Consider the following 24252-nt stretch of genomic DNA (forward strand, 5'->3'; position numbering starts at 1 on the left):
CCCCGGCGGTCAGCTCGGATCGGCGCTGGAGGCGATGGAGACGGTGGAGACGCTGGGCGGGCTCGCGCTGGTGCTGTCCTCAAGCCCGGTCCGCAGCAGCGACCACGCCAGCCGCCGCGCGGCGGTGGCCCGCTCGTGCAGCAGGCGTTGGACTGCCGGGATGGGGTTGGTTTCCGGGGCCCGTCCCTCGACCACGTCGGCGTGCAGGTCCTCGGCGACCTGGATGGCCAACAGCACCGCGTCGTTGACCCGGTTCAGCGCATCCTGCAGACGGTCGTCCTGGCTGAGCAGGTGGGCGTTGTCCAGCTCGACCGAAACGTCGCTGACAACTTGGCTGATCTGCTCGAAGAGCGCGTTCATCGCGGCTTCCCGCTCGTCGCGGTCCGGGTTGCGCAGTTGCGTCGCGCCTTCGGTCCACAACGTGGCGAGCATCCGGGTGTGTGCGCCGATCGCACGCGACACCTCGATCATCGCCTGCTTCTGAAGTTGTTCGAGCAGGTTGTTGCGCTCGATCCGGGCCAGTTCCCGCTGGGCCACCAGTTCGGCATCGTGCAGCTTCTGCTGCGACTCCATCTGGGCCCGATGCCATTTCTGGGTCAGGGCGAGTTCCAGCGCCGAGCGTTCGTCGGCGGCCGCGAGCTCGCGGCGCAGACGCTCGTCGGCCTGGGCGATGTCGTATTTGGCCTGACGCTGGACGGTGAGGGTCAGCCACATCGTCACCATCACGACGACGAAGACGACGGCACCGAAGAACCACTCGGCCTTGCTGCCGAGCTCGCCCGGGCTGAACAGCAGGTACCAGACGACGGCCAGGCTGCCCAGGCCGCCGCACACCAGCCAACCGATGCCGGCCTTGGTGTCGATCGACATGGCTTTGGGAGCCGGGTCTTGATCCATCGCAGCCACCCGCATCGGCTCGGTCGTTTCACCGCTCTGGCCGTAGTTCAACGGGGCACCCCCTGAAGACTCAGCGACCCTTGTCGATTCAGTTAGTCCGGCCATGTCGACCTCCCATCGGCCAAGCCTGCCACCGGGCCGGCGTTCAGAGTAGGGCCATCCTCGGCGGCAGGTGCTACCGGCTGGCGGCACTCGTGTTCGCATACCCTGTTTTTCGTCATTCTTCAAGTGCCCCTAGCGATGACGGGCCGCTCGGAAACCGCTAGTGTCATCGGCGTGCTCACCGCGAGCGGCGGTGAATCGGACCTACGGGGCCGGCAACCGGCCGCTCACTTTCTGTTGATCTTTTCGCTGGAGAATTGAGGGCCCATGGGACAAAACGCGACGCTGGAAGGTGATTCGGCGGTCATCGTCAGTCTGTCGGAGGCGGCGATGCACATGTATTCCGCCGCTATCGACGCACTGCCTTTCCCCGAGGACAAGAAGTTCCACAAGCGCGCCGACGTCGTCCTGTCCGGCCTGCGCAAGCTGCGTGCCTCCCTGGCTGAGGCGGCCAGCAGCAACCGGCCTTCTCCCGCGGTCATCGTGGCGCTCAGCGGAGTTCGTCAGCGGTACGACTCGCTGATGGCGCATGCCGCCGCGGCGCCGGGATCCTCTCTGGGGCAGCAGATCTACGTCACCCGCGTCCACGCGAAGCTGTCGGCCCAGGAAGTGGCCAACGGCGCCGGTCTGCGTGACGGACTGCTCGACGAGCTCGAGGCCGGCGCAACGCCGACCGACGCCGAGGCAACGAAGATCCGCGACACCATTGCCGCTCTGGGCGGGTTGCCGGGCGACGATCACGGCATCCATGCCGTGCCGAACGCGGTCGACTTCGGGTCGGCCGAAGAGTCGCAGGGCACCGGCTGGGACCCCGTGCTGGTCTCCGATAACGTCGGCTGATCGACCCGCGCGCCGTCGCCGATGAGGCGGCGGCCCGCAACCCTCATCTGTTAGCTGAGTTCCACTGCGGCGCACGATGATTGGCAGCTCCCCAGCAAACCGCTGGGGAGCTGCTCTGGTTTCGGTCCGCGGTTGTACTCTCGCGGGATGACAGCCGAACCAGCCCTGAACTTGACCGTCGATGAGCTCCTCACCACCACCCGCTCGGTGCGCAAACGTCTCGACTTCGATAAGCCGGTGCCGCGTGAGGTCATCACGGAGTGTCTCGACCTGGCACTACAGGCCCCCACGGGGTCGAATGCACAAGGCTGGCAATGGGTTTTCGTCGAGGACCCGGCAAAGAAGAAGGCCCTGGCTGACATCTACCGGGCCAACGCCTACCCGTACCTCGACCTGCCCGCGCCCGAGCGTGGCGACATCCGCGATCACCAGGCGGATGCCGTGATGAGCTCCGCCAGGTACCTCACCGACAACTTCGAGAAGGCGCCGGTGCTGATGGTGCCGTGCCTTGAGGGCCGCCCCGACGGCGCACCCGCCGGTATCGGTGCGTCCTACTGGGGGTCACTGCTGCCCGCGGTGTGGAGCTTCATGCTGGCGCTGCGGTCCCGCGGCCTGGGATCGGCCTGGACGACGTTGCACCTGCTCGGTGACGGCGAGAAGCAGGCCGCCGAACTGCTGGGCATTCCGTTCGATCGGTACGCGCAGGCGGGCCTGTTCCCGATCGCCTACACCTTGGGCACCGATTTCAAGAAGGCCAAGCGCCTTCCGGCCGAGCAGTTCTCGCACTGGGACAGTTGGTGAGCCCAGGGCGTCCTGGGGCGCCTGTTGCCCCCCGGTGCAATTGTGAAGCCGCTGTATGAACTCTCTGTGAGATTCGGGCGTGGGTCGCGTGGCGGCCCACGCCCGCGGCGTAACTAGACGCCGCCGGCGAACCCGTGTTGGCGCCACGCCTCATAGGCGGCGACTGCCGCGGCATTGGACAGATTCAATGAGCGCCTGCCGGCGAGCATCGGAATGCGTACCTGTGCGGTGATATTCGGGTCGGCCAGAGTTTCTGCATCCAGTCCGGTGGGTTCCGGGCCGAACATCAACACGTCTCCCGGCTGGTAGGCGACATCGGTGAACGAGGTCGACGCGTGGGCGGTGAACGCGTACACGCGGGCCGGCATCAACGCCCGCCACGCGGCCGCCAGATCGGCATGCACGGTCACCGATGCCAGGTCGTGGTAGTCGAGGCCGGCCCGGCGCAGCTTGGGCTCGGACAGATCGAAGCCCAAGGGCTCGACCAGGTGCAGCTCGCACCCGGTGCCTGCCACCATCCGGATCGCATTGCCGGTGTTGGGTGCGATGCGGGGAGAAAAGAACAACACCCGGAACATCCGACGATGATCGTACGAATGCCCACCCGTGGGCGAATCGGGATGTAATTGAGGTCCGAATCGGCGCCCGGAATAGGGAGTGGAAATCGGCACGCGATTCGGCAAGGACAGCGCTGTTTGCTCGATTACCACACAACTGCGCTACGGCTCGGTCACGAACTCTGTCTGTTCAGTAAGAATTGTGGAAACGCTCGCGAGCTGCTGTCATACTCGTGCAATTGCCAAGGCGTTTGACGCCCGCCCGAGCGTGGGCGGAAACAGCAGGAAGTCCTATGAATCACGCCCCACGAGTTAATTGCGGCCACGCAGCCGGTACTACGGTTGGGCGCCGATGACTGCCTTTACGCAGCTGAAACAGGCTGACGGCACCCTCGTCGAATTCTCCCCAGCACCATCGGCTCCGGCCAAGCGCCCCTCGCGCTGGTCGCCGGCCAACTGGCCGGTCAATCGAAAAGTCCTTGCCATCGTCCTCGTGCCACTCATCCTGGCGGCGACGTTCGGTGGCCTGCGCATCTATGCCAGCGCCAGTGCTGCCGGAGATCTGCGGTTGGCGGCCGACCGGGCCGAAGTGATTCCCGACGTCGACAGGTACATGGCTGCGATGGAGGGCGTCCTCATCGCGGCTACCGAAGGCGGCGACGGTCAGTCGGCCGTGTCCACGTTCAATGAGCGCAAATCCGACTTGCAGCAACGAGTCGATGCCACCGATGTGTCTGAGGATGTCGGTCAGGCCGTGGCCGGCCTTCTCGGTAAGGGGCAGCAGCTTGTCGACGCGGTGATGTCCGAGTCGATCGATCTGCGTCAGCGCATCCTCGATTACGGCCCGCTGCTGCTGACCGGGGAAGCCGCCATCACGGGCTCGGTGCACAGCAACCAGCAGTCGGTTCAGGCTCAGGTTGAGGCGCTGGCCCGCGCGGTCGGCGCCCGCGGCCAGATGGCGATCCAGCGGATGCTGGTCAACCGGGGCGGGGACGAGCCGGAGCCGTTGTTGCGCACGTCGATGATCACGATGGCCGGTACCGAGCCGTCCACGGTCGCCGCACTGACGAAGGTGCTCGGCGGCGGTTCTGAGGCGGCGGCGACGCTTCGCGCCGAGATGGTCAAGCGCATGGCGATGATGTCGAATCCCGGCATCCCACTCGTCGGCAATCCGGACATGTTGGCCTCGCTGGAAGCGACCGACAAGATCGCCGGGCAGATCATCGAGGACACCACCACGGGCATTCCGGCCGCGGTGGAGGCCCAGGCCAACGATGCCCGCAACGACGCGATCCGCGACGCGATCCTGGTGGCGACCGCGATCGTCAGCGCCATGGTCATCGTGTTGCTGGTGGCCCGCTCACTGGTGCGCCCGTTGCGGACGCTTCGTGACAGCGCGCTCAAGGTCGCGCACCAGGACCTGGCCAAGGAGATCGAACGGGTCCGTGCGGGCGGAGAGTTGGTGCCGGTCACCCCGATCCCGGTGCAGACCACCGAAGAGGTCGGTCAGGTGGCCCATGCCGTCGACGAGCTGCACGAGCAGGCTGTGTTCCTCGCCGGGGAACAGGCTCAGCTGCAGTTGCAGGTCTCGGACATGTTCGAGACGCTGTCTCGCCGCAGCCGCTCGCTCGTCGACCAGCAGTTGTCGCTCATCGATCAGCTGGAGCGCAACGAGGACGACCCGGAACGTCTGGAGAGTCTGTTCCGGCTCGACCATCTGGCCGCCCGTATGCGCCGGAACGGCGCGAACCTGTTGGTGCTGTCCGGGTCCAAGCTGGCGCGCGAGCACAGCCGTCCGGTGCCGCTGGCCACCGTGATCAATGCCGCCGCCTCCGAAGTCGAGGACTACGCCCGCGTGGTCACCGCGTCGGTGGCCGACGTCGAGATCACCGGTTCGGCGGCGGGCGACCTGATTCACCTCCTGGCCGAGCTGCTCGACAACGCGCTGCGCTACTCGCCGCCGATCTCGCAGGTGCGGGTGTCTGCCGTGCACGCGGCCAAGGGCGCGTTGGTGATCGAGGTGAGCGATGTCGGCCTGGGCATGACCGAGGCCGATCTGCGGGTCGCGAACACCCGCCTGCAGTCCGGCGGTGAGGTCAACCCCTACACCGCGCGTCACATGGGTCTGTTCGTGGTCGGGCGACTGGCCACCCAGCACGGTCTGGTGGTGCGGCTGCGCAGCACCGTTGCCGAAGAGCCGAGTTCGGGTACCACGGCAGGGGTGTACATCCCGGCCACGCTTCTGGCCCGCGACGGCGGAGACTCGGTCGACGACCTTCCTTATGGCAGGCCCGTTGATGCCCACGCCGGGATCGCCACGGCCCTGTCGCTGGACGGCGATCCTGCCGATGCGTCGGCCTTGGGGTCCGGCGGAGCCGAGCCCCACCTCAACGGTGCCGAGATGCCGTTCGACCTGCTGCCGCAGCGCAGTCCCGGGGCCAGTGGCATCTCGGAGCTGCCGGGCACGCTTGCCCCGCAACCGGAACCGGCTGCCGAGGCGCCGGTCGAGGAGCCCGCGGACGAGCCGGTCGGCGAGTGGCCCCAGCAGTGGCCGGTGCACACCGAAGAGAGTGCGGCCCTGGCCAAGGGAGCAGCCAAGGGTGACGTCGCGGGTGCGGCCGACCCGGCGGCTGCCGAAGAGGACGACGTGGAGGCCGGGCGTCAGGCACCGACCAACACCTCGTCGTTCTTCGCCTCCCGAGGGCAGGCCGCCACGAACGGTGTCAACGGAGCCGGCGCCCTCAACGGTCACAACGGCCTGAACGGCCACAGCGGCCTCAATGGCGTAAACGGCCTCAATGGCGTCAACGGTGCGGCTCACCAAGCCGAGCCCGCACCCGAGGAGCCGGTCGGATCCACCGCGGTCGAGGCCGAGAGCCCCGAGGTCCAGGGCGACTCGATCTATCAGTCGATGGTCTCGGAATTCGAGATCGACCCGACGACCCACGTGCGCAGCGCCGACCTGGACTGGAAGACGGTCTGGGAGAAGGGCTGGACGGTGGCGGCCGCGGCGCAGGATGCGCCCGTCGAGCAGCACACCGAGGAAGGCCTGCCCATGCGTACGCCGGGTGCCCGCCTGGTGCCGGGTGGCGTGGCCGCAGCCGTGGGCGCGGCCGGCGAGTCCAACGGCCGTCACCGCAACGGTGGAGTGCACCGTAACGACGACGGCTCGGAGACGGTAGCATCGGCAGACGAACCTGACAGCGGCATGTTCGCGGCGTTCAAACCGCGTGACCCCGAGGCTGTCCGTACGAGCACCAGCAACCTTTTCGGAGGCGTGCACGCCGGACGATCGCATGCCCGTGAGACCAGAGGAACCGATAACGAATGACCCGCCCGACGCAGCGCGACTCCCTGGACTGGCTCGTGTCCAAGTTCGCCCGCGAGGTATCCGGGGTGTCCCACGCGGTGCTGGTTTCGGCCGACGGACTGCTGATGGCTGCCAGCGAACACATGCCGGTCGAGCGGGCTGACCAGCTCGCCGCGGTCTCCTCCGGCCTGGCCAGCCTGGCCACCGGGGCGTCCCAGTTGTTCAACGGTGGCCACGTGATGCAGTCGGTGGTCGAGATGGAGAACGGGTACCTGCTGCTGATGCGGGTGGGTGACGGCTCCAACCTGGCCACGCTGACCGCCCCGTCATGTGACATCGGGCAGGTCGGCTACGAGATGGCGATCTTGGTCGAGCGGGTCGGCGCGGTGGTTCAGTCTTCGCGCCGTACCCCGCAGCCGTCCTGAGTCCTCTGTCCCCTTCTGCCTTCGCGAGGTGCCTGTGGGCGAACCAGAACCCACCGATCGACCGAGTTTGGTGCGGCCGTACACCCTGACGGCCGGTCGTACCGACTCGCGCGTCCACCTTCCGCTGGAAGCGCCGGTACAAAAAACCGACACGACACGTGAACCGCGCTGGACTGGGCACGATGTGCGCGCACAGATCGTAGAGTTGTGCACCGGCAGTCCTTCGGTTGCCGAAATTGCCGCTCATTTATCTCTCCCGCTCGGCGTGGCGCGCGTGCTGATCGGGGACTTGGTGACGCAGGGTTATCTACGGGTGGAAGCCACCCTTGATGATTCGGCTAGCTTCGACGAACGCCGCGAATTGATTGGAAGGACCCTGCGTGGCCTACGAGCACTCTGAACCCCGCTCGGCCTCCGCCGGTGGCGCCCCCCGACGTGGGGCCGCCTCGACGAAGATCGTCATATCTGGCGGGTTCGGGGCAGGGAAGACAACATTCGTGGGCGCGGTCTCCGAGATCATGCCGCTGCGCACAGAAGCGTTGGTCACCAACGTGTCTGAGGGCGTCGACGCCCTGGACGGCACTCCAGACAAGCGCACCACCACGGTCGCGATGGACTTCGGCCGGATCACGCTGGACGAGGATCTGGTGCTGTACCTGTTCGGCACCCCCGGGCAGCGCCGCTTCTGGTTCATGTGGGACGACCTGGTGCGCGGCGCGATCGGTGCGATCATCCTGGTCGACGTGCGTCGCCTGCAGGACAGCTTCGCCGCGGTCGACTTCTTCGAGGCCCGCAAGCTGCCGTTCATCGTCGCGGTCAACGAGTTCGACGACGCGCCAAAGCATCCCACCCAGTCAGTGCGCAAGGCCCTGGCGCTGCCGGAACACATCCCGGTGGTGGCCGTGGACGCCCGCGACCGCAACTCGGCCAAGGCCGCGTTGATCGCGGTCACCGAGTACTCGCTGAGCACGCTTTCCGCGTTGCCTGGCTGAGGCGTGGTAGCTGACGAAACCGCCTGGGCGGACAGGGAATTCACCGGTCACGATTTCCGCGAGGAAGACCTGAGCCGGTTGCGCACCGAGCGCGTGGTGTTCACCGAGTGCGACTTCAGCGGTGTGGACATGTCCGAGTCGGAGCATTTCGGCTCGGCGTTCCGCAACTGCACGTTTCGTCGTGCCACGCTCTGGCACAGCACGTTCACCAACTGCAGTCTGTTGGGCTCGGTGTTCACCGAGTGCCGGCTGCGGCCCATCAAGATCGTGGAGTCGGATCTGACCCTGGCCGTTCTCGGCGGCTGCGATCTGCGCAGCGTTGACCTGTCGGGCTGCCGGTTGCGTGAGGCCAGCCTGGTCGGGGTGGACCTGCGCAAGGCGGTGCTACGGCAGGCGGACCTGACCGGCGCACGGGTGCAGGATGCCAAGCTCGACGAGGCCGATCTGCGTGGCGCCCGCGTCGACCCCACCTTCTGGACCACCGCGAAGCTGCGCGGCGCCAAGATCGACATCGCCCAGGCGCTGGCCTACTCAGCCGCCCATGGTCTCGACGTCCACGGCGGCTGACCTTTCCTGCCCAGCAGACACAAAACTGCCCCTTTTCCTGCGAAAAGGGGCAGTTTTATTGGGGGCCCTCCCGCTTGCGGGGGACTGCTCGTGGGAGGACTCAGCCGGCCTTGAGCCGGATCCGCCAGCGAACGAACCCCGTGTAGATGATGCACAGCAGCAACAGGATGCCGATGTTGATCAGCCACACCGTCGGGGTGTGCTTCCAGTGCGAATCGGCGGGCAGCAGCGGCGGCGGCACCAGGCGGGTCAGGTCGACGGTGGATGCGGAGGCCGCGAAGCCCCAGCGGGCCGGGGTGATCCAGGACAACTGATCGAGCACCACGCGGCCGGTCACCGGGATCATGCCGCCGGAGAACACCAGCTGACTCATCACGGTCACCACCAGCAGCGGCATGATCTGTTCGGCCGAGCGGGCCAGCGCCGACAGGGCCAGGCCCACCATCGCCGAGGCCACACACGTCATGGAGATGTCGATGAACAACTCCAGGTTGCGGCCGCCGATGAAGGCCCCGCTGTCGACTGAGCCCGGGCCCCAGCCCTTTCCGAGGATCGTGATCACCGTGACGATGGCCGACTGGATCACCGCGAACACCGCGAACACCGCGATCTTGGCCAGCAGGTAGGCCGTCGTCGAAAGGCCGACCGCCTGCTCGCGGCGGAAGATCGCCTGCTCGCCGATCAGCGCGCGGATGGTCAGCGCGGTGCCCATGAAGATGGCACCCACGTTGAGCATCACCAGGATCTGGCCCGGTTCGTTGGGTGCCTCGCCGCCTTGGACGGCCGGGACCGGCAGACCGAACCCGACGGTACCGGGCACCGACAGCGACAGCACTCCCATGATGAACGGCAGCATGAGCAGGAACGCGGTGTAACCGCGGTCGGACACGATCAGCCGGACTTGCCGGCGAGCGATCGTGGACAGCTGCCGGAACAGGCTGGTCTTGGCCGGCTCGCCCAGGTCGCCGGGCTGTGCCGACGACGGTTCGGCTGCCGGTGCCGGGCCGGTACGGGCCAGGTAGCGCCGGTTGGCCTCGACCGGATCGCCCGCGACGGTGCTGAAGATGTCGGCCCAGTTGGTGGTGCCGAGTTCGGGGCCGATCTGGTCGGGCGAGCCGCAGAACGCGGTCTTGCCGCCGGGGGCCAGCAGCAGCACCTGATCACACACGTCGAGGTAGGTCAGCGAGTGGGTGACGACCAGCACCACGCGGCCGGCGTCGGCCAGCTGGCGCAGCATCGTCATGACCTGGCGGTCGAGTGCCGGGTCCAGGCCCGAGGTGGGCTCGTCGAGGATCAGCAGTGACGGGCCGGTCAGCAGTTCGAGCGCGACCGAGGCACGCTTGCGCTGCCCGCCGGACAGCTTGTCGACGCGGGTGTCGAGGTGCTTGGTCATCTCGAGTTCCTCGAGCACCTGCATGACGACCTGTTCGCGGTCTTCCTTGGTGGTGTCCGGCGGCAGCCGCAGTTCGGCGGCGTACATCAGCGCCTGCCGGACGGTGAGCTGGCCGTGCACCACGTCGTCCTGCGGGACCATGCCGATCCGGGAACGCAGCGAGGCGTACTCGGCGTGGACGTCGTGGCCCTCGAAGGTGATGGTGCCGGTGGTCGGATGTGTGTAGCCGGCGACCTGTTTGGCGAACGTCGACTTGCCCGCACCCGACGGGCCGATCACCGCGGTGAGCGTGCCGGGCCGGGCGTCGACGGAGATGTTGTCGAGCAGCGTCTTGTTGCCCTCGATGGTCCACGTCAGACCGCGTACCTCAAGGCCGCCGGTGCGGGTGTCGGCCTCGGTCTCGCTGCGGCGGACCAGGGTGCCGCCGCTGAACACCAGGTCGACGTTGCCGATGGTGACCACGTCGCCGTCGTGCAATATCGCGCTGTCCACCCGCGCGCCGTTGACGAAGGTGCCGTTGATGCTGCGCTCGTCGCGGATCTCGGTGCCGCCGGTCAACGGGATCAACGTGGCGTGATGGCGTGAGGCCAGCACGTCGGGGATGACGATGTCGTTGTCGGTGGCGCGGCCGATCTTCACCGCACCTGCCGGCGCCGCTGCGGTGCGCCCGGGCCGCAGGATTTTCATCATGCTGGTCGCGATGTTGCCGCCGGCCTCGCTGCCGCCGCGGTCCGAGGCGGCGGCCGGCGCCATCGAAGTCGCTGCCTGGGACGGGTTCGCCGGGGCCGGGGAGCGAACCGGTTGCGACTGGTACGCCTGGGGGCCGCTGGGATATCCCGACTGCGGTCCGCTCGGATAACCACCCTGGGGGCCGCTCGGATATCCGGTCGGCGGGGTCGGGTAGCGCGGCTGCGGGCCGGACGAGTATCCGGGGCGCTGGGGCGCCGGCGGCTGCCCGTACTGCTGACGCCCGGGGGCCGACGCCTGAGTGGGCCACGCCCCGCTGGGCCGGTTCCCGATGGGTACCGCCGCGGTCGGTGTCCGGCCGACGGAGCCCTGGTGCCGTCCGACCTCGAAGGTCACCTGGGGTCCGTCCGGGTTGCCGATGTTGACGACCTGGCCGTCGTGGATGTCGATCGAGGGCACCCGGCGGCCGTTGGCATACATGCCGTTGAGGCTGCCGTTGTCGATCGCGATCCACCGACCTTGGTCGAAACGCAGCACCAGGTGGGCGCGCGAGATCAGCGGGTGGGCGATGCGGACGTCGGCACGGAGGTCTCGGCCGATGACGACATCGTTGCCCGGGGCAAAGGTACGGGTCGATCCGTCGTAACGAACAGTCAGCGCAGGGCTCATCGCGCTCAACTCTATCGGTACTTTTCGCCGGGGCTGGGCCGTTGCGGAGGTGTCGCGGCGTGTGACTATGGCTCACATGGTTTCTGAAGGGGCGCAGAAGACGGCCGGCCGCGTGCTGAGCCTGCTGAGGGCGGTCGGCACGATGCTGGCCGGCGCGGCGGTGGTGTTGTTGGTGTGGGCCGCGGCGCTGGGTGCATGGGCGCGGTTGGTCGCACCGCGCAGCGCCGGGGAGAGTTCCTGGTACGTGCTGGGCCTGCACCGGTGGGGCGACGCCCTGCCGAACCGGATGGCGTTGGTGGTGGCGGTGATCGCGGTGGTGCTGATCGCGGCGATGGCCTACGGCGTCTGGCGCGGCCACACCGGCCGTGACCTGGCGGCCACCCCGGCCGGGGCGGCAGGCGTGGCGGCGCTGCTGGTCATCGCGTACATCACCCAGGGGATCCCGGCGTTCTACCGGATGGCGATGGACAACGCGCCGGTTACCGCGGCACTGCCCGCCGGGATGGCGTCGTGGTGGTTGTGTCTGGCCGGGGCGGCGGCGACCTTCCTGGCGGCACGGGCCTTCCCGCGGTTGGAGCGCGGCGCGGTGAAGTTGCTGGCTGTCGGCGCAGCGATCGCCGTCGTGGTTGCCGCGGTGGTGACCGTGGGTGCGTTGCGCGCCGGTGATGACGGCCGCTTCGTCGATGCGACGACGGCGGCAGCTAGCGATGTTCCGGCGATGCCCGGTGCGCTGGGGCAGCGCACGTTCACGGTGTCGGCGCCCGACGCGTTCACCGACAAAGATGTGCCGTTGTACGACATCGCTGCCGCCGGAGCCGGTTTCGCCGTCTATCAGAAGGGCCGCATCACGGCCTATGGCGCCGACGGCAAGGAGCGCTGGTACTACTCACGGACCGGGCCCGGGGAAGTGCGCGTCAACGGGATGCGCGTGGTCGACGATGGCGCCACGGTGCTGGCCTTCATCGACGCCGGGCTCGTCGGCCTCGACGCCGTCACCGGCGACCGGCTGTGGACCAGTGGCGATCCGGATCTGCTCGAGGCGGCCCGTGGGCGCTACCGATTCGCCACCGGACCGTTGGTGGTGGGCTGGAACGACGAGCAAATGTGGACCCGGTACGACAGCCGGACCGGCCGGCCGATGTGGAACGTACGTGCGCCGCATCCCGATTGCGGCATCGTCGAACCAACCGTGACCTCGTCGGGTGTGGTGTCCGCGGTGCAATGCCGGGACGGCAAAGTCTGGTTGACTGTGCTCGATCCCCAAACCGGGGAAATCGGTTGGGACACCACGCTGTTCGAGAGCCACATCGACCCGGCGGCGCCGATCGAACAGCGCTACCTCAAGCTCGGGGTGAGCGTCGGCAACCGCGTCGGAGTCTTCGTGTCGGCCGTCGGACCCGGTGCACCGGCCGGAGCGATGTACGCCAATATCGTCGACCGCACCGTCAGTACCCTGCCGCCTCGCGGACGCCCCAGTGAATCATCGGGCCTCAACGACGACTTCCTGGTGTGGTACCTCGAGGACGTATCGACCCGCCTGACCCTGTTCGGCCCCGACGGACGCGAACGATGTGGCCTCCCCGGCGATATCGAGCCGGTCCGGTCGAACGTGCCGAGTCAGCCGGTCGATCAACCGGCCTACTTCACGGCGTCCGGTTCCCTCGTCGTCGCCGACCGCGGTCCGCGCGGCGGCGCGGCATCGTTGCGCACGTTCGATGCGAAGTCGTGCGCTCAGACCGCAGCGGTGCCCGTGAAATCGGTCGAAGGATTCGTCCCGGCGCCGGGCGCGGTGCTGGTGCTGTGGCGTGACGGGCAGACGCTGCAGATCGACGGGTACACGGACTAAGTGGGACTGTTGGCCAGCGTGGGCACGGCCTCTTCCGGGTAGCGGTCCTGGGCGTCCCAGACGTCCCAGGTCTGCACCGCCCAGAACACGGCGAACAGCACGATGAGGATGAGTTCGACGGCGAGCACCCCGAAGTGCCATCCCAGGATCAGCAGCACGACGCCGGCCACGACGGTGATCAGCATCAGCGCGGCGATCGCCGCATAGAACCGGGCCAGGTGCCGGCGCACCGCGGCCCTGGCGTAGCACGCGTGGTAGACCGCCACGAGCGTGATGGCCAGGAACATCGCGACCGCCGCGATGGCGTGTGCGTGATCGGCAAACCAGTCCCAGAGCATGAGCGGCGCCCCGGCGATCGCGAGGATCACCAACACTGTGGGAAGCCATTTCTCGGATCGCAGCAACGCGGTGGCGACGGTCTTCCACAGGGAGGCGGCCTCGGCGCACGACAGCGGGGACGGCACGGGTGCGTCCCTGGGGCGGCGCCAGTGGTCCAGCGTGAAGTACATGGTGGCGCCGACGGCCACGGCCACGAACAGCGCGGCGACGTTGTTGGCGACGCCGCCGAACGGGTCGGCCACGCTGGGAAGCCACGGCTGACACAGGTCGGCGGGACCGGTGGGCACCAGGGCGACGATGAAGGCCAGGAATCCGGCATAGTTCAGCAGCGCCTCTTCGCCCACCCGGCTGCCCTTGTAGGCGATCAGGCAGATGCCGATGGCGCACAGGGAGGCAAGGAACACCGCGTGGGTGCGGGTGTAGAAGAACGCGCTGATGGAACCCTGCGGGCAAGTGTGCGCCCAGGTCAACGCGAGAGAACACAACAGGAACACCACCAGCGCCACCAGACCGACCCGCACGTAGCGGTAGGTCACCATGGTGTCGCTGGGGTTGCCGACCATGGAGCTATTAGCTCACGAGTGAGTCCGGGGCTCCCGTCACCACGCAGTGAGTGTGGCTGTAGATCGTCGGCATGCACATGTTGCAATGCGTACACAGCGACTTGACCGAACCCTTGGCTTCCTCGGCCTTGATCCGGTTGAGCAGGTCCGGCTCGGCGAGCAGCGCGCGCCCCATCGCGACGAACTCGAAGCCCGCTGCCATCGCCCGGTCCATCGTCTCGCGGTTGGTGATGCCGCCCAGCAGGATGATCGGCATGCTCAGCTCGGCGCGGAACTTCTCGGCGTCGCGCATCAGATACGCCTCGTGGTACGGATACTCGCGGAAGAACTTGTTGCCGCTCATCCGGATGCCCCAGCTGATCGGGGGTTTGAAGTTCGCGGCGAACTCCTTGACCGGCGCGCCGCCGCGGAACAGGTACATCGGGTTGACCAAAGAGCTGCCCGCGGTGAGCTCGATGGCGTCCAGGCCGCCGTCCTCTTCGAGCCACTTCGCCGTCTGCAGGGACTCGTCGATCGGGATGCCGCCGCGGACACCGTCGCTCATGTTGAGTTTGGCGATGACGGCGATCTTCCGGTCGCCGTGCTTGTCGACGGCGTCGCGCACCGCGCGCACGACTCCACGGGCGACCTTGGCCCGGTTCTCCAGCGATCCGCCGAACTCGTCGGTGCGCCGGTTGATCAGCGGGGACAGGAACGAGCTGGCCAGGTAGTTGTGGCCGAGGTGAACCTCGACCGCGTCGAAGCCGGAGTCGATGGCCAGCCGTGCGGCGTTGGCGTGCGCTTCGGTGACGTCGCGGATGTCGTCGATCGAGGCCTTCTTGGCGAACCGCATCGACAGCGGGTTGAAGAACCGGACCGGCGCCAGCGCCTTGGCCTTGTTGGTCCGGGAGTTGGCCACCGGGCCGGCGTGGCCGATCTGGGCGCTGATTGCCGCGCCCTCGGCATGGATGGTCTCGGTCAGTTTGGTCAGTCCGGGTACGGCCTCGGGCCGCATCCAGATCTGCCAGCCGTCAGTGCGGCCACCGGGTGCCACCGCGCAGTAGGCGACGGTGGTCATGCCGACACCGCCGGCCGCGGGTAGCCGGTGGTAGTTGATCAAATCCTCCGTGACCAGCGCATCAGGCGTGGACGCTTCGAAGGTGGCGGCCTTGATGATGCGGTTGCGCAGCGTCACCGGGCCGAGCTTGGCCTCACTGAAAACATCAGTGAACACATTGGGCTGGGTGTTCATATGCTGAGCCTGCCACGCGGCTGACACAATGGGGAGCGTGGGTTCCATTGTGTTGGACGGTAAGGCGACGCGCGACGAGATCTTCGTCGACCTCAAGCAGCGCGTAGCGAAGTTGACCGAAGCGGGACGGACGCCCGGCCTCGGAACCGTGTTGGTCGGTGACGACCCTGGCTCTCAGGCCTATGTGCGCGGCAAGCATGCTGACTGCGCAAAGGTCGGGATCAACTCGATCCGCCGCGACCTGCCCGCCGATATCACGCAGGCCCAGCTCGATGAGACGATCGACGAGCTCAACGCCAACCCGGACTGCACGGGCTACATCGTGCAGCTGCCGCTGCCCAAGCATCTGGATGAGAACGCCGCGCTGGAGCGCATCGACCCGGCCAAGGACGCCGACGGTCTGCATCCGACCAACCTGGGCCGACTGGTGCTCGGAAAAGATGCGCCGCTGCCGTGCACGCCGCGCGGCATAGTGCACCTGCTGCGCCGGTTCGATGTGCCGATCGCCGGCGCCCATGTCGTGGTGATCGGCCGTGGCGTCACCGTCGGCCGGCCGATGGGCCTGCTGCTGACCCGGCGCTCGGAGAACGCCACCGTGACGTTGTGCCACACCGGGACGCGGGATCTGCCCGCGCTGACCCGGCAGGCCGACATCATCATCGCCGCGGTTGGCGTGCCGCACATGGTCACCGCGGACATGGTCAAGCCGGGTGCGGCCGTCGTCGACGTCGGCGTGAGCCGGGTGGACGGCAAGCTGACCGGAGATGTGGCGCCGGACGTGTGGGACGTCGCCGGGCACGTGTCGCCCAACCCGGGCGGGGTGGGGCCGCTGACGCGGGCGTTCCTGCTGACCAACGTCGTCGAGCTCGAAGAGTCGAAACTGGCGTGACGGCAAAGGAGTTCGTCCAGAAGGTGGTCGCCGGGCAGTGGCCGATCCTCGTGGTCGGGCTGATCTTTATCGCGGCCTTCGCCTTGGTGGTGGCGGGCTATTGGCGCCGCGGCGCACTGGTGATCGGGATCGGCGTCGGTGCGGCGGCTGCGCTGCGGCTCGCGCTCACCGACGACCGGGCCGGCCTGCTTGTGGTGCGAAGCCGGACGATCGACTTCGCCACCACCGCGACCGTGAGCGCGGTGGTGCTCTACATCGCCTGGACCATCGACCCGCTGGGCACCAGCTAGTCCACCGCGGCGAACAGGGCCGCCCACTGCTGTGCGGACAAATCCCGCGGCAGTGCCGATGGTTGAATTCCGTTGGCCTGCAACCACCGCCGATCTACGTGAGGTCGCAGGATCTGCGCCAGGCCGCGGCCCCGCGCGGTGAACACCTCGTGTGCCAGGGCCTGATATCGGCGCCGGTCGGCCGACGGGATCAGGGGTTCACCGCGGCGTTTGATGGTCAACAGCCCGGCGTCCACACCGGGTCGTGGTCGAAACGCGTCCGCGGAAACCTTTCGTGCCAAACCGAATTCGAACCACGGCCACCACTGCGCCGTCATCATGGTGGCGCCGCCGACCGCGGCCCGCCGCCGGGCCACCTCCCACTGCATCAGCAGTACGGCGTCGGTCCAGCCCGGGCCGTGTAGCAGCCGCCGTAGGATCGCGGTGGTCAGGTGAAAGGGCAGGTTGCCCACCACCACGTGCGGCGTTGCGGGTAGTCGGTACTGCAGAAAATCTGCACTTACCACCTCGGCCGAGGTTCGGTCCGCCAATCGTCGAGCCCGCCGCCGGTCGACCTCGATGGCGGTCAGCGGCCGGTCCAGCCGTTGCAGCGGCAGGGTGAGCGCGCCGTCGCCGGCGCCGATCTCGAGGATGGGACCTGTTGTGTGCGAGACGATTCTGACGATGTCGGCGACCACGCGTCGGTCGCACAGGAAATTCTGGCCGTATTCGTGCCGGCCGTGATGAGTTGAAGACACGGATACTCCGCAGTCGCAGGGACAAAGCAGCTGCGGCGGATGTTCCGGGAAGTGAAGATCCGCCGGCTATGTGGTGCGCAAGCGGATGTAGGTCACTGACATGCCTGCCACGGTAGGCAGAGTGGCGGCCTGGCCTCAACTGATTTTCACAGGAAATGCCCAGGGGGCAATATTGCCCAACGGGCAATATTTGGTCTACCGTGAAGACATGGCACCCGGACTGCGAGAACGCAAGAAGCTCGATACCCGCAGGGCGCTGAGCGATGCCGCGCTGAGCCTGGCGTTCGAACGTGGGTTGGAGAACGTCACCCGCGAGGACATCGCCAACCTGGCAGGCGTTTCGCTGCGCACGTTCACCAACTACTTCGCCGGCAAGTACGACGCGCTCGGATACCGGCAGCAGGAACGCATGCGCTGCAGCATCGACATGCTGCGCGAGCGCCCCGCCGACGAGCCGTTGTGGACCGCGATCACCGAATCGGTGATTAAACCGTTGGACGCCGACATGTCCGACGTCTATCGTGCGGAGAGCGCGCTGCCGACCCGTCGGCAGCTGGCCGAGGTTCGAAAACTGCTGATGATCCCGGAGATTCGCGACGCCACCTTTCGGGGGATGAACGACGAGTGGGTCGCGGCGATCGCCGAGCGGACCGGCACCGATCCGGAGCGCGATATGTACCCGCGGCTCGTGGCCGCCGTCGTCCGGGCGGTCGGCGATGTCGCGATGGACGAGTACGGGAACTCTGATCCGCCGGTGGCATTCACGTCACTGCTGCGCAAAGGGTTCGCGGCGGTGGCCGCGGGCCTGCCGGAACCGGGAGGGAAGAAATGAAACACACAACAGATCGGGTAGATGTCGTCATCTCGGGCGCGGGGCCCAACGGCCTGCTGGTGGCGGGGGAGTTGGCCCTGGCCGGGTTGCGGCCGGTGGTGCTCGAGCAGCTGGCTGAGCCCAGCCCGGAACTCAAGGCCAATGGCATTGTCGGACAGGCCAATCGCGTGCTCGACCTTCGCGGCTTGTATCAGACGCTGAGCGGGTCGGATGCGCCTCCGCAACCAATGGACGGCTACATCTTCGCCGGCATGCAGGTGCCGTTCACCGACGTCGTGGACAACCCCATGTACGGCATGCTGATTCAACAGCCCCGAGTGGTGCGCGAACTGGCGGACTGGGTTCGGGGCCTGGGGGCTGAGATCCGGTGGGGACATGAACTCACCGATTTCGAACAGGGATCCGACGGCGTGGTTCTCGATGTCGCTTCGTCTGAGGGGAACTACCGGTTGCCGGCGACCTACCTCGTCGGGGCTGACGGTGGCCGCAGTCCGGTCAGGAAGAAGGCGGGCATCGACTTTCCCGGGCTGACCACCGATGTCATAGCGCGGGTGGCCCACATCAGCCTGCCGGACGAGTTGCGCGCCGGCTACGGTGCGCTGAACATCCCGGGTGTCGGTCGAATCCCGTTCGGTCACAACAGGTTCGAAGGCGGTGTGCTGATCTATGCGGAGTTCCAGGCGGGCCGCTCGATGCTCGGGACCATCGAATACGGTTCGGTCCTGCCCGACGACGCCCCTGAGTTGACCATCGACGAACTGCGCGAGAGCGTGAAGCGGGTGGTCGGCGCCGACCTGCCGATCCAACCGCCGAGCGGGCCGGGGCCGCACGCCCTGCGGCGGATCAATGGTCAGAACACCCGTCAGGCCGCGCAGTACCACGCCGGCAACGTCTTCCTGGTGGGCGATGCCGCCCATGTCCATTCGGCGATGGGCGGGCCCGGCCTGAACCTGGGCATGCAGGATGCGATGAACCTGGGCTGGAAACTCGCCGCCGCCGTGCAGGGGTGGGCGCCGGACGGTTTGCTGGACAGCTATCACAGTGAGCGCTGGCCGGCCGGGCAGCGGGTGATGATGCATTCGATGGCTCAGGCTGCCCTGATGGCTGCCGGTCCCGAAGTCACGGCGCTCCGAACGCTTTTCGGTGAGCTGCTGGCGACGCCGGACGGCTCATCCCATATCGCCGGCGTGCTTGCCGGTTCCGATGTCCGCTACGACGTCGGCGATGAGCACAGGCTGTCCGGGCGCTTCGTCCCGGCGTTGACGTTGTCCGACGGCCGCCGGATCGCGCAACTGTTGCACCGCGGACGTCCCGTACTGCTCGACCTGTCCGGCGGCGGCTGTGCCGACGCGGTCTCGGGCTGGCAGGATCGGGTGGACGTCGTCGAGGCGACCGTTGCCGATCGGCCTGCCGCGGCGTTGTTGATCCGACCCGATGGCTACGTCGCCTGGGCCGCAGACGAATTCGACGGGGAAGGGCTGCGTGCGGCGCTGGAGCGCTGGTTCGGTGCGGAGACCGAGATGGCCGCGCTCAGCGCCTGAGAGCGCGGCGCAGGACGCCGGGATGGCGGACGAGTTTCGGTCCGAGCCGCATCGCGAACACCGTGGTCGCAAGCCACGGCCGCAGGTGCGGACGCAGGCGTCGGATCCGCCCGCTTCCATTGAGTTCGAACACCAGCGCATCGGTGATGGTGACGCCCGCAACCCGGCCCTCGCTTATCGCGACGCGGGTCGGGCCATCGCCGATCACTTCGTCCCAGGTGAGGTCTCGCAGGCCGCCGTACACCGCGCCGAGGAGCTGCCGAAGGTCGTCGTGTCCCCGGAACACCATTCGGCCGGAGAGCGGTGAGACCAGCTCTGCGTCGGGCGCGAGGGTCGCGACGAGCGCGTCGAGGTCGTTGGTGCGGGTGGCATCGCAGAACGCGGTGACCGAATCGGTAGTCGCTGTCATGCCCTGTCCTCACCTGGATTGCGATTTGCAATCTACTCAACCGTAGTTCATTGCGAATTGCAATGGACTACGGTTGAGGGGTGCCGAAACAGTCCTTCAGCGACATCTCGTGCTCGATCGCACGTGCTGTCGAGGTGGTGGGGCAGCGGTGGACGCCGCTGGTCCTGCGTGACCTGTTCGCAGGGATGACGCGGTTCGAGGACATCCGGCGCGATCTCGGTATCGCCTCGAACATCCTGGCCGCGCGTCTGGACGAACTCGAACGCCACGGGGTGGTGGAACGACGCCGGTACCAGAGCGCACCACCGCGCTACGAGTACCTGCTCACCGACAAAGGACGCGATCTGTACCCGGTGATCGCGACACTGCTCGCCTGGGGAGACAAATGGCTGGGTGACGCGGACGGACCACCGGCGCTGATCGTCCACAGCGAATGCGGCCGCGTCACTACGGCCAAGACCGTGTGTGCACAGTGCGGCGGCGAACTCGACGCGGCGACGGCAACGGCCGCCCCGGGCCCCGGGGCCCGGCCCGGCCCCGGCACCGCCGTCATTGGCGAGTTCATCCTCGGCCGCTCAACGGGCTAGTCGAGACTGGCCCGGATACCCACGGTGACGTACGGCAGCGCCAGCCCCGAAGAGTTGGCCAGCGCGGGGTGAGTGGCGAGCAGCTCGCGAACCTGTTCCAGCGTCCTGGTGCGCACCTTCTCCGGTGAGGTGATGCAGTAGCTGCGGGAGGCCACCAGATCGATGAGGGCCTGGGGCGTCAGGTAACTCGTCCACTCCACCTGATGCCGTTCGATCTCGCCGAATGGCGCGGCCAGTGTCACCTCACTGTTGAACGGATCGTGCTCGGGGCCGATGATGCGGCCCAGATCCTTGACCCAGCCCAGCCGTTCGTCTCGGGTGTTCCAGACCAGGCCCAGCCGGCCGCCGGGGCGCAGCACCCGGCTGACCTCCTTGACGGCCCGCTCGGGGTCGAACCAGTGCCAGGCCTGGGCCACCAGAACCGCGTCGACGCTGTTGTCGGCCAACGGGATCTCCTCGGCCGTGCCCAGCAGTGCCGGAGTATCCGGCAGTGAGTTCGACAGCAGCTCAAGCATTTCCGGGATGGGATCGACGGCGATCACGTCCAGCCCGCGCTCGACGAGCCGGGTCGTCAACTTACCGGTGCCTGCGCCCAGGTCCAGCACGTCGTGGGCTCCCTCGGGGAGCAGCCAGTCGATCGCCTCCGGCGGATACGACGGCCGGCCGCGTTCATATGCCGCGGCTTCTGAGCCGAAGGACAGGGAACGCTGTTTGGGCGAGCTCACCGCTGTGCCAACTCCAGTGTGCGGCGGATCAGCTTGCCCACCACTTCCGTCTCGACCAGGAAGCCGTCGTGACCGTACGCCGAGTCGACGACGTCCAGGCCGTTGCAGCCGGGCAGTAGCTCGGCCAGTTCCTGCTGTAGCCGGATGGGGTAGAGCCGGTCGGAGGTGATCCCGCCGACGATGACGGGCACCGGACAACTCCGCAGCGCACTGGAAACTCCGCCGCGGCCGCGGCCCACATCGTGGGTCGACAGCGCATCCGAGAGGGCCACATAGGTGCCCGGGTCGAATCGGCGGGCCAATTTACCGCCCTGGTATTCCAGGTAGCTCTGCACCCCGTAGCGCCCTCCGTTGGTCGGGTCCTCGTCACCCTGGGCGTCGTTGGCGAACCGCTCGTCGAGTTCTTCCTCGCCGCGGTAGGTCAGGTGCGCGAAGCGCCGGGCGATCTCCATGCCGGCCAGCGGGGTCCGGCCGGTGTCGTGGTAGTCCCCGCCCTGCCAGTCCGGATCGGCCTTTATCGCGGCCACCTGGGCGCTCTGGGTGCCGATCTGATCGGCGGTGGCACGGGCGCCGACGGCCAGGACAAGGCCGGCCCGGACTTCCTCGGGATGCCCGACGAGCCATTCCAGCGCGCGGGCTCCACCCATCGACCCGCCGACCACCGCGGCCACCTCGGTGATGCCGAAGGCTGCCAGTGCGGCCCGGTCGGCCTCGACCTGGTCGCGGATCGTGATCTGGGGAAACCTTGAGCCCCAGGGCTTTCCGTCGGGGGCGATCGAGCCGGGGCCGGTGGACCCGCGGCAGCCGCCGAGCACGTTGGTCGAAATCGCGCACCACTGATCGGTGTCGATCGGGGCGCCCGGTCCGGCCACCCCGTCCCACCAGCCTGCGGTCGGGTGACCGTCGCCGGCCGGTCCCGTGACGTGGGAGTCGCCGGTCAGCGCGTGCAGCACCATCACCACGTTGTCGCGTGCGGGTGACAGCTCACCCCAGCGCTGCACGGCGATCGACACGTCGGGCAGGACGGTGCCGTTCTCGAGCGTGAGCGCACCGATGTGCACCACGCTGATCTCGCCTTCGGCAGGCAAAGGGACGGTGGACACGGCTGGTTCTTCGGTGATCGTCATGCCGGTCTTCTCTCGCCGTCCTACACCGTCGCCGCAGTCTGCGGCACGCCGCTGAACGGACGGGCGGCGGCGAACCCCTGCTCCAGGTCGGCCAGGATGTCGTCGATTCCCTCGATGCCGACGGCCAACCGGACCAGGCCGGGCGTGACGCCGGTAGACAGCTGCTCCTCGGGGGAGAGCTGCGCGTGTGTGGTCGAGGCGGGGTGGATCACCAGGGAACGCACGTCACCGATGTTGGCGACGTGGCTGTGGAGGGTCAGGGCGTTGACGAACGCCTTTCCGGCCTCGATCCCGCCCTCCAGCTCGAACGCCAGCACCGCGCCCGTGCCCTTCGGGGCGATGGTCCGGCCCAGCTCGTACCAGGGTGAGGTGGGGAGTCCGGCGTAGTTCACCGAGGTGACGCCGGAGTGCCCGGCCAGGTACTCGGCGACTTTCTGCGCATTGGCCACGTGGCGTTCAACACGCAGGGACAGCGTTTCCAATCCCTGCGAGATCAAAAAGGCATTGAAGGGGGAGATGGAGCTGCCCAGGTCGCGCAGCAGCTGCACCCGGGCCTTCAGGGCGTAGGCGGGCGCACCGAGCTCGGCGAAGACCACGCCGTGGTAGCTGGGATCCGGCGTGGTGAAGCCGGGGTGGCGGCCCTGCGTCCAGTCGAAGTTGCCGCTGTCGACGATCACGCCGGCGATCGCCGAGCCGTGGCCGCCCAGGTATTTGGTCGCCGAGTGCACCACGATGTCGGCGCCGAGCGCGATCGGCTGGATCAGGTACGGGGTGGCGATGGTGTTGTCGACGATCAGCGGGACACCGTTCTCGTGTGCCACGGCGGATACATTCGGGATGTCGAGGATGTCGATTTGAGGGTTGGAGATGGTCTCGCCGAAGAAGGCCTTGGTGTTCGGCCGTACCGCAGCCCGCCAGCTGTCCAGGCTGTCGGGGTCGTCGACGAAGCTGACCTCGATGCCCAGCTTGGGCAGCGTGTAGTGGAACAGGTTGTATGTGCCGCCGTACAGGCGCGGGCTGGACACGATGTGGTCACCGGCGCCGGCCAGGTTGAGGATCGCGAACGTTTCGGCGGCTTGGCCCGAGGACAGGAGCAGGGCGGCGACGCCGCCTTCGAGTGCGGCGATGCGCTGCTCGACGACGTCGGTGGTGGGGTTCATGATCCGGGTGTAGATGTTGCCCGGCTCGGCCAGCCCGAACAGGGCGGCGGCGTGGTCGGTGCTGTCGAAGGTGTAGGACGTGGTCTGGTAGATCGGCAGGGCCCGGGCCTTCGTGGCGGCGTCAGGGCTCTGGCCGGCGTGGACCTGCTTGGTCTCGAACGACCAGTTCGCGACGTTGTCTGGGGTTGTCATGGCTAGGTGTCTCCTCCGGTGACGGGATGAGGGTCACGAGATCGGGAAGGTAGAAATGTGGTCGGCTACTGGGAGTCGCGCCTGTCGTCAGCGACGACAGGCAGCAGACACCAACAATTCACGGACACATACATATGGGTGGCCTCCATCAGGTTTCCCTGTCTGTCTGGGGCCCGTACCTTCGGACCCGCGCTTGCCTTACAGCCGCGAACGACTGCTCAACCTGGTCATCACCCGGGGCACCCCACCGCGGTTGGAGGGTTGCCGGCCAGCAAGCCGGGGCTTGATGCTGACACTCATGACCGGTCTGCAGCTTATCGCAACGCGCTGAGGCCATGCCAGTCGGTTGTCCGGGGTGTTTGCCGGTTCTGCACGAGCGGGACTGAAACATGTTCAGTTCGGGGGGCGCGCGGGGCTGTTTGATGCCTGGACGCAAGCCAAAGTTACTGGTCAGTAATGAAAGCTGCTCCTTCGAGGTGCTGCCCGCCCTTGTAGTCTGGCCGCGATACAGAGCAGCGAATAACCACGAGTGACAACGAGTGAT

23 protein-coding genes and 1 riboswitch are annotated in these 24252 nt (G+C 67.5%); of the genes, 13 read left to right on the forward strand and 10 right to left on the reverse strand.

Going from position 1 to position 24252, the window contains the following annotated elements:
• Positions 1-9: 9 nt before the first annotated feature.
• On the reverse strand, positions 10-948 hold the full coding sequence (locus EYZ64_RS08665; RefSeq protein ID WP_135453071.1) for a hypothetical protein: 939 nt from the start codon (positions 946-948) through the stop codon (positions 10-12).
• Positions 949-1266: 318 nt separating this feature from the next.
• Between EYZ64_RS08665 and EYZ64_RS08670 the strand changes: the two genes are divergently transcribed.
• Together EYZ64_RS08670 and EYZ64_RS08675 are read left to right on the forward strand one after the other, a co-directional pair.
• Positions 1267-1839 (forward strand): XRE family transcriptional regulator, encoded by a 573-nt coding sequence (locus tag EYZ64_RS08670; RefSeq protein ID WP_135453072.1) that lies wholly within the window; start codon positions 1267-1269, stop codon positions 1837-1839.
• Between the two features lie 147 nt (positions 1840-1986).
• Positions 1987-2640, forward strand: a complete 654-nt coding sequence (locus EYZ64_RS08675) for a nitroreductase family protein (RefSeq protein WP_135453073.1) — start codon at positions 1987-1989, stop codon at positions 2638-2640.
• Positions 2641-2753: 113 nt separating this feature from the next.
• Here the strand turns inward: EYZ64_RS08675 and EYZ64_RS08680 are convergent, their stop codons facing one another.
• Positions 2754-3218, reverse strand: coding sequence for a tRNA (cytidine(34)-2'-O)-methyltransferase (locus EYZ64_RS08680; protein WP_135453074.1), 465 nt, complete (start codon positions 3216-3218; stop codon positions 2754-2756).
• A gap of 331 nt (positions 3219-3549) precedes the next feature.
• Here EYZ64_RS08680 and EYZ64_RS08685 point away from each other — a divergent pair, with 331 nt between their 5' ends.
• The 5 genes from EYZ64_RS08685 to EYZ64_RS08705 are packed head-to-tail and all read left to right on the forward strand — an operon-like array spanning position 3550 to position 8491.
• Positions 3550-6528 (forward strand): HAMP domain-containing sensor histidine kinase, encoded by a 2979-nt coding sequence (locus tag EYZ64_RS08685; RefSeq protein ID WP_135453075.1) that lies wholly within the window; start codon positions 3550-3552, stop codon positions 6526-6528.
• The gene (locus tag EYZ64_RS08690) at positions 6525-6932 is read left to right on the forward strand and encodes a roadblock/LC7 domain-containing protein (protein ID WP_019346515.1); all 408 of its coding nucleotides are present in this window, start codon (positions 6525-6527) and stop codon (positions 6930-6932) included. Before EYZ64_RS08685 ends, EYZ64_RS08690 begins: the two co-directional genes overlap by 4 nt.
• Positions 6933-6966: 34 nt before the next feature.
• Positions 6967-7332 (forward strand): DUF742 domain-containing protein, encoded by a 366-nt coding sequence (locus EYZ64_RS08695; protein ID WP_135453076.1) that lies wholly within the window; start codon positions 6967-6969, stop codon positions 7330-7332.
• Positions 7313-7924, forward strand: coding sequence for a GTP-binding protein (locus tag EYZ64_RS08700; protein WP_450070391.1), 612 nt, complete (start codon positions 7313-7315; stop codon positions 7922-7924). Before EYZ64_RS08695 ends, EYZ64_RS08700 begins: the two co-directional genes overlap by 20 nt.
• Before the next feature lie 3 nt (positions 7925-7927).
• A complete protein-coding gene (locus tag EYZ64_RS08705; protein WP_135453077.1) occupies positions 7928-8491 on the forward strand; it encodes a pentapeptide repeat-containing protein in 564 nt (187 codons plus the stop codon).
• Between the two features lie 100 nt (positions 8492-8591).
• Here EYZ64_RS08705 and EYZ64_RS08710 read toward each other — a convergent pair whose 3' ends face one another.
• The gene (locus EYZ64_RS08710; protein WP_167857755.1) at positions 8592-11240 is read right to left on the reverse strand and encodes an FHA domain-containing protein; all 2649 of its coding nucleotides are present in this window, start codon (positions 11238-11240) and stop codon (positions 8592-8594) included.
• Between the two features lie 76 nt (positions 11241-11316).
• Here EYZ64_RS08710 and EYZ64_RS08715 point away from each other — a divergent pair, with 76 nt between their 5' ends.
• Entirely contained in the window at positions 11317-13086 is a 1770-nt protein-coding gene (locus tag EYZ64_RS08715; protein ID WP_135453079.1) for an outer membrane protein assembly factor BamB family protein, read from the forward strand.
• On the opposite strand, the gene EYZ64_RS08720 is transcribed toward EYZ64_RS08715, so the two are convergent.
• Complete coding sequence (locus EYZ64_RS08720) at positions 13083-13988, reverse strand: diphosphate--fructose-6-phosphate 1-phosphotransferase (RefSeq protein ID WP_135453080.1); 906 nt, start codon at positions 13986-13988, stop codon at positions 13083-13085. The two genes, EYZ64_RS08715 and EYZ64_RS08720, sit on opposite strands and share 4 nt — an antisense overlap.
• A gap of 7 nt (positions 13989-13995) precedes the next feature.
• Entirely contained in the window at positions 13996-15219 is a 1224-nt protein-coding gene (locus EYZ64_RS08725; RefSeq protein WP_135453081.1) for an NADH:flavin oxidoreductase, read from the reverse strand.
• A gap of 37 nt (positions 15220-15256) precedes the next feature.
• Here EYZ64_RS08725 and EYZ64_RS08730 point away from each other — a divergent pair, with 37 nt between their 5' ends.
• Complete coding sequence (locus EYZ64_RS08730) at positions 15257-16108, forward strand: bifunctional methylenetetrahydrofolate dehydrogenase/methenyltetrahydrofolate cyclohydrolase (protein ID WP_036445663.1); 852 nt, start codon at positions 15257-15259, stop codon at positions 16106-16108.
• Entirely contained in the window at positions 16105-16398 is a 294-nt protein-coding gene (locus EYZ64_RS08735; protein ID WP_036440671.1) for a DUF3017 domain-containing protein, read from the forward strand. Before EYZ64_RS08730 ends, EYZ64_RS08735 begins: the two co-directional genes overlap by 4 nt.
• On the opposite strand, the gene erm is transcribed toward EYZ64_RS08735, so the two are convergent.
• Positions 16395-17135, reverse strand: coding sequence for a 23S ribosomal RNA methyltransferase Erm (erm, locus tag EYZ64_RS08740; RefSeq protein WP_135453082.1), 741 nt, complete (start codon positions 17133-17135; stop codon positions 16395-16397). The genes EYZ64_RS08735 and erm overlap by 4 nt on opposite strands.
• 208 nt (positions 17136-17343) lie before the next feature.
• On the opposite strand from erm, the gene EYZ64_RS08745 reads away from it, so the two are divergent.
• Both EYZ64_RS08745 and EYZ64_RS08750 read left to right on the forward strand, forming a co-directional pair.
• Positions 17344-17967, forward strand: coding sequence for a TetR/AcrR family transcriptional regulator (locus EYZ64_RS08745; RefSeq protein WP_135453083.1), 624 nt, complete (start codon positions 17344-17346; stop codon positions 17965-17967).
• Positions 17964-19508 carry an FAD-dependent monooxygenase gene (locus tag EYZ64_RS08750; RefSeq protein ID WP_135453084.1) on the forward strand — a complete coding sequence of 515 codons (1545 nt, stop codon included), beginning with the start codon at positions 17964-17966 and terminating at the stop codon, positions 19506-19508. The genes EYZ64_RS08745 and EYZ64_RS08750 overlap by 4 nt, the downstream gene beginning before the upstream one ends.
• Here EYZ64_RS08750 and EYZ64_RS08755 read toward each other — a convergent pair.
• Complete coding sequence (locus tag EYZ64_RS08755; RefSeq protein WP_135453085.1) at positions 19498-19917, reverse strand: nuclear transport factor 2 family protein; 420 nt, start codon at positions 19915-19917, stop codon at positions 19498-19500. The two genes, EYZ64_RS08750 and EYZ64_RS08755, sit on opposite strands and share 11 nt — an antisense overlap.
• A gap of 80 nt (positions 19918-19997) precedes the next feature.
• Between EYZ64_RS08755 and EYZ64_RS08760 the strand changes: the two genes are divergently transcribed.
• On the forward strand, positions 19998-20504 hold the full coding sequence (locus EYZ64_RS08760; protein ID WP_135453086.1) for a winged helix-turn-helix transcriptional regulator: 507 nt from the start codon (positions 19998-20000) through the stop codon (positions 20502-20504).
• Here EYZ64_RS08760 and EYZ64_RS08765 read toward each other — a convergent pair.
• From EYZ64_RS08765 to EYZ64_RS08775, 3 genes are read right to left on the reverse strand one after another with little or no spacing between them, the layout of a single operon-like run.
• Entirely contained in the window at positions 20501-21229 is a 729-nt protein-coding gene (locus EYZ64_RS08765; protein WP_135453087.1) for a class I SAM-dependent methyltransferase, read from the reverse strand. The genes EYZ64_RS08760 and EYZ64_RS08765 overlap by 4 nt on opposite strands.
• Positions 21226-22356 carry a homoserine O-acetyltransferase MetX gene (gene metX / locus EYZ64_RS08770; protein ID WP_135453088.1) on the reverse strand — a complete coding sequence of 377 codons (1131 nt, stop codon included), beginning with the start codon at positions 22354-22356 and terminating at the stop codon, positions 21226-21228. Before metX ends, EYZ64_RS08765 begins: the two co-directional genes overlap by 4 nt.
• Before the next feature lie 20 nt (positions 22357-22376).
• The gene (locus tag EYZ64_RS08775) at positions 22377-23708 is read right to left on the reverse strand and encodes a bifunctional o-acetylhomoserine/o-acetylserine sulfhydrylase (protein ID WP_135453089.1); all 1332 of its coding nucleotides are present in this window, start codon (positions 23706-23708) and stop codon (positions 22377-22379) included.
• A gap of 184 nt (positions 23709-23892) precedes the next feature.
• Positions 23893-24012, reverse strand: a riboswitch (SAM riboswitch).
• Between the last annotated feature and the right edge of the window lie 240 nt (positions 24013-24252).

Source organism: Mycobacterium sp. DL99 (assembly GCF_004762045.1).
In the GTDB taxonomy this organism is placed as follows: Bacteria; Actinomycetota; Actinomycetes; order Mycobacteriales; family Mycobacteriaceae; genus Mycobacterium.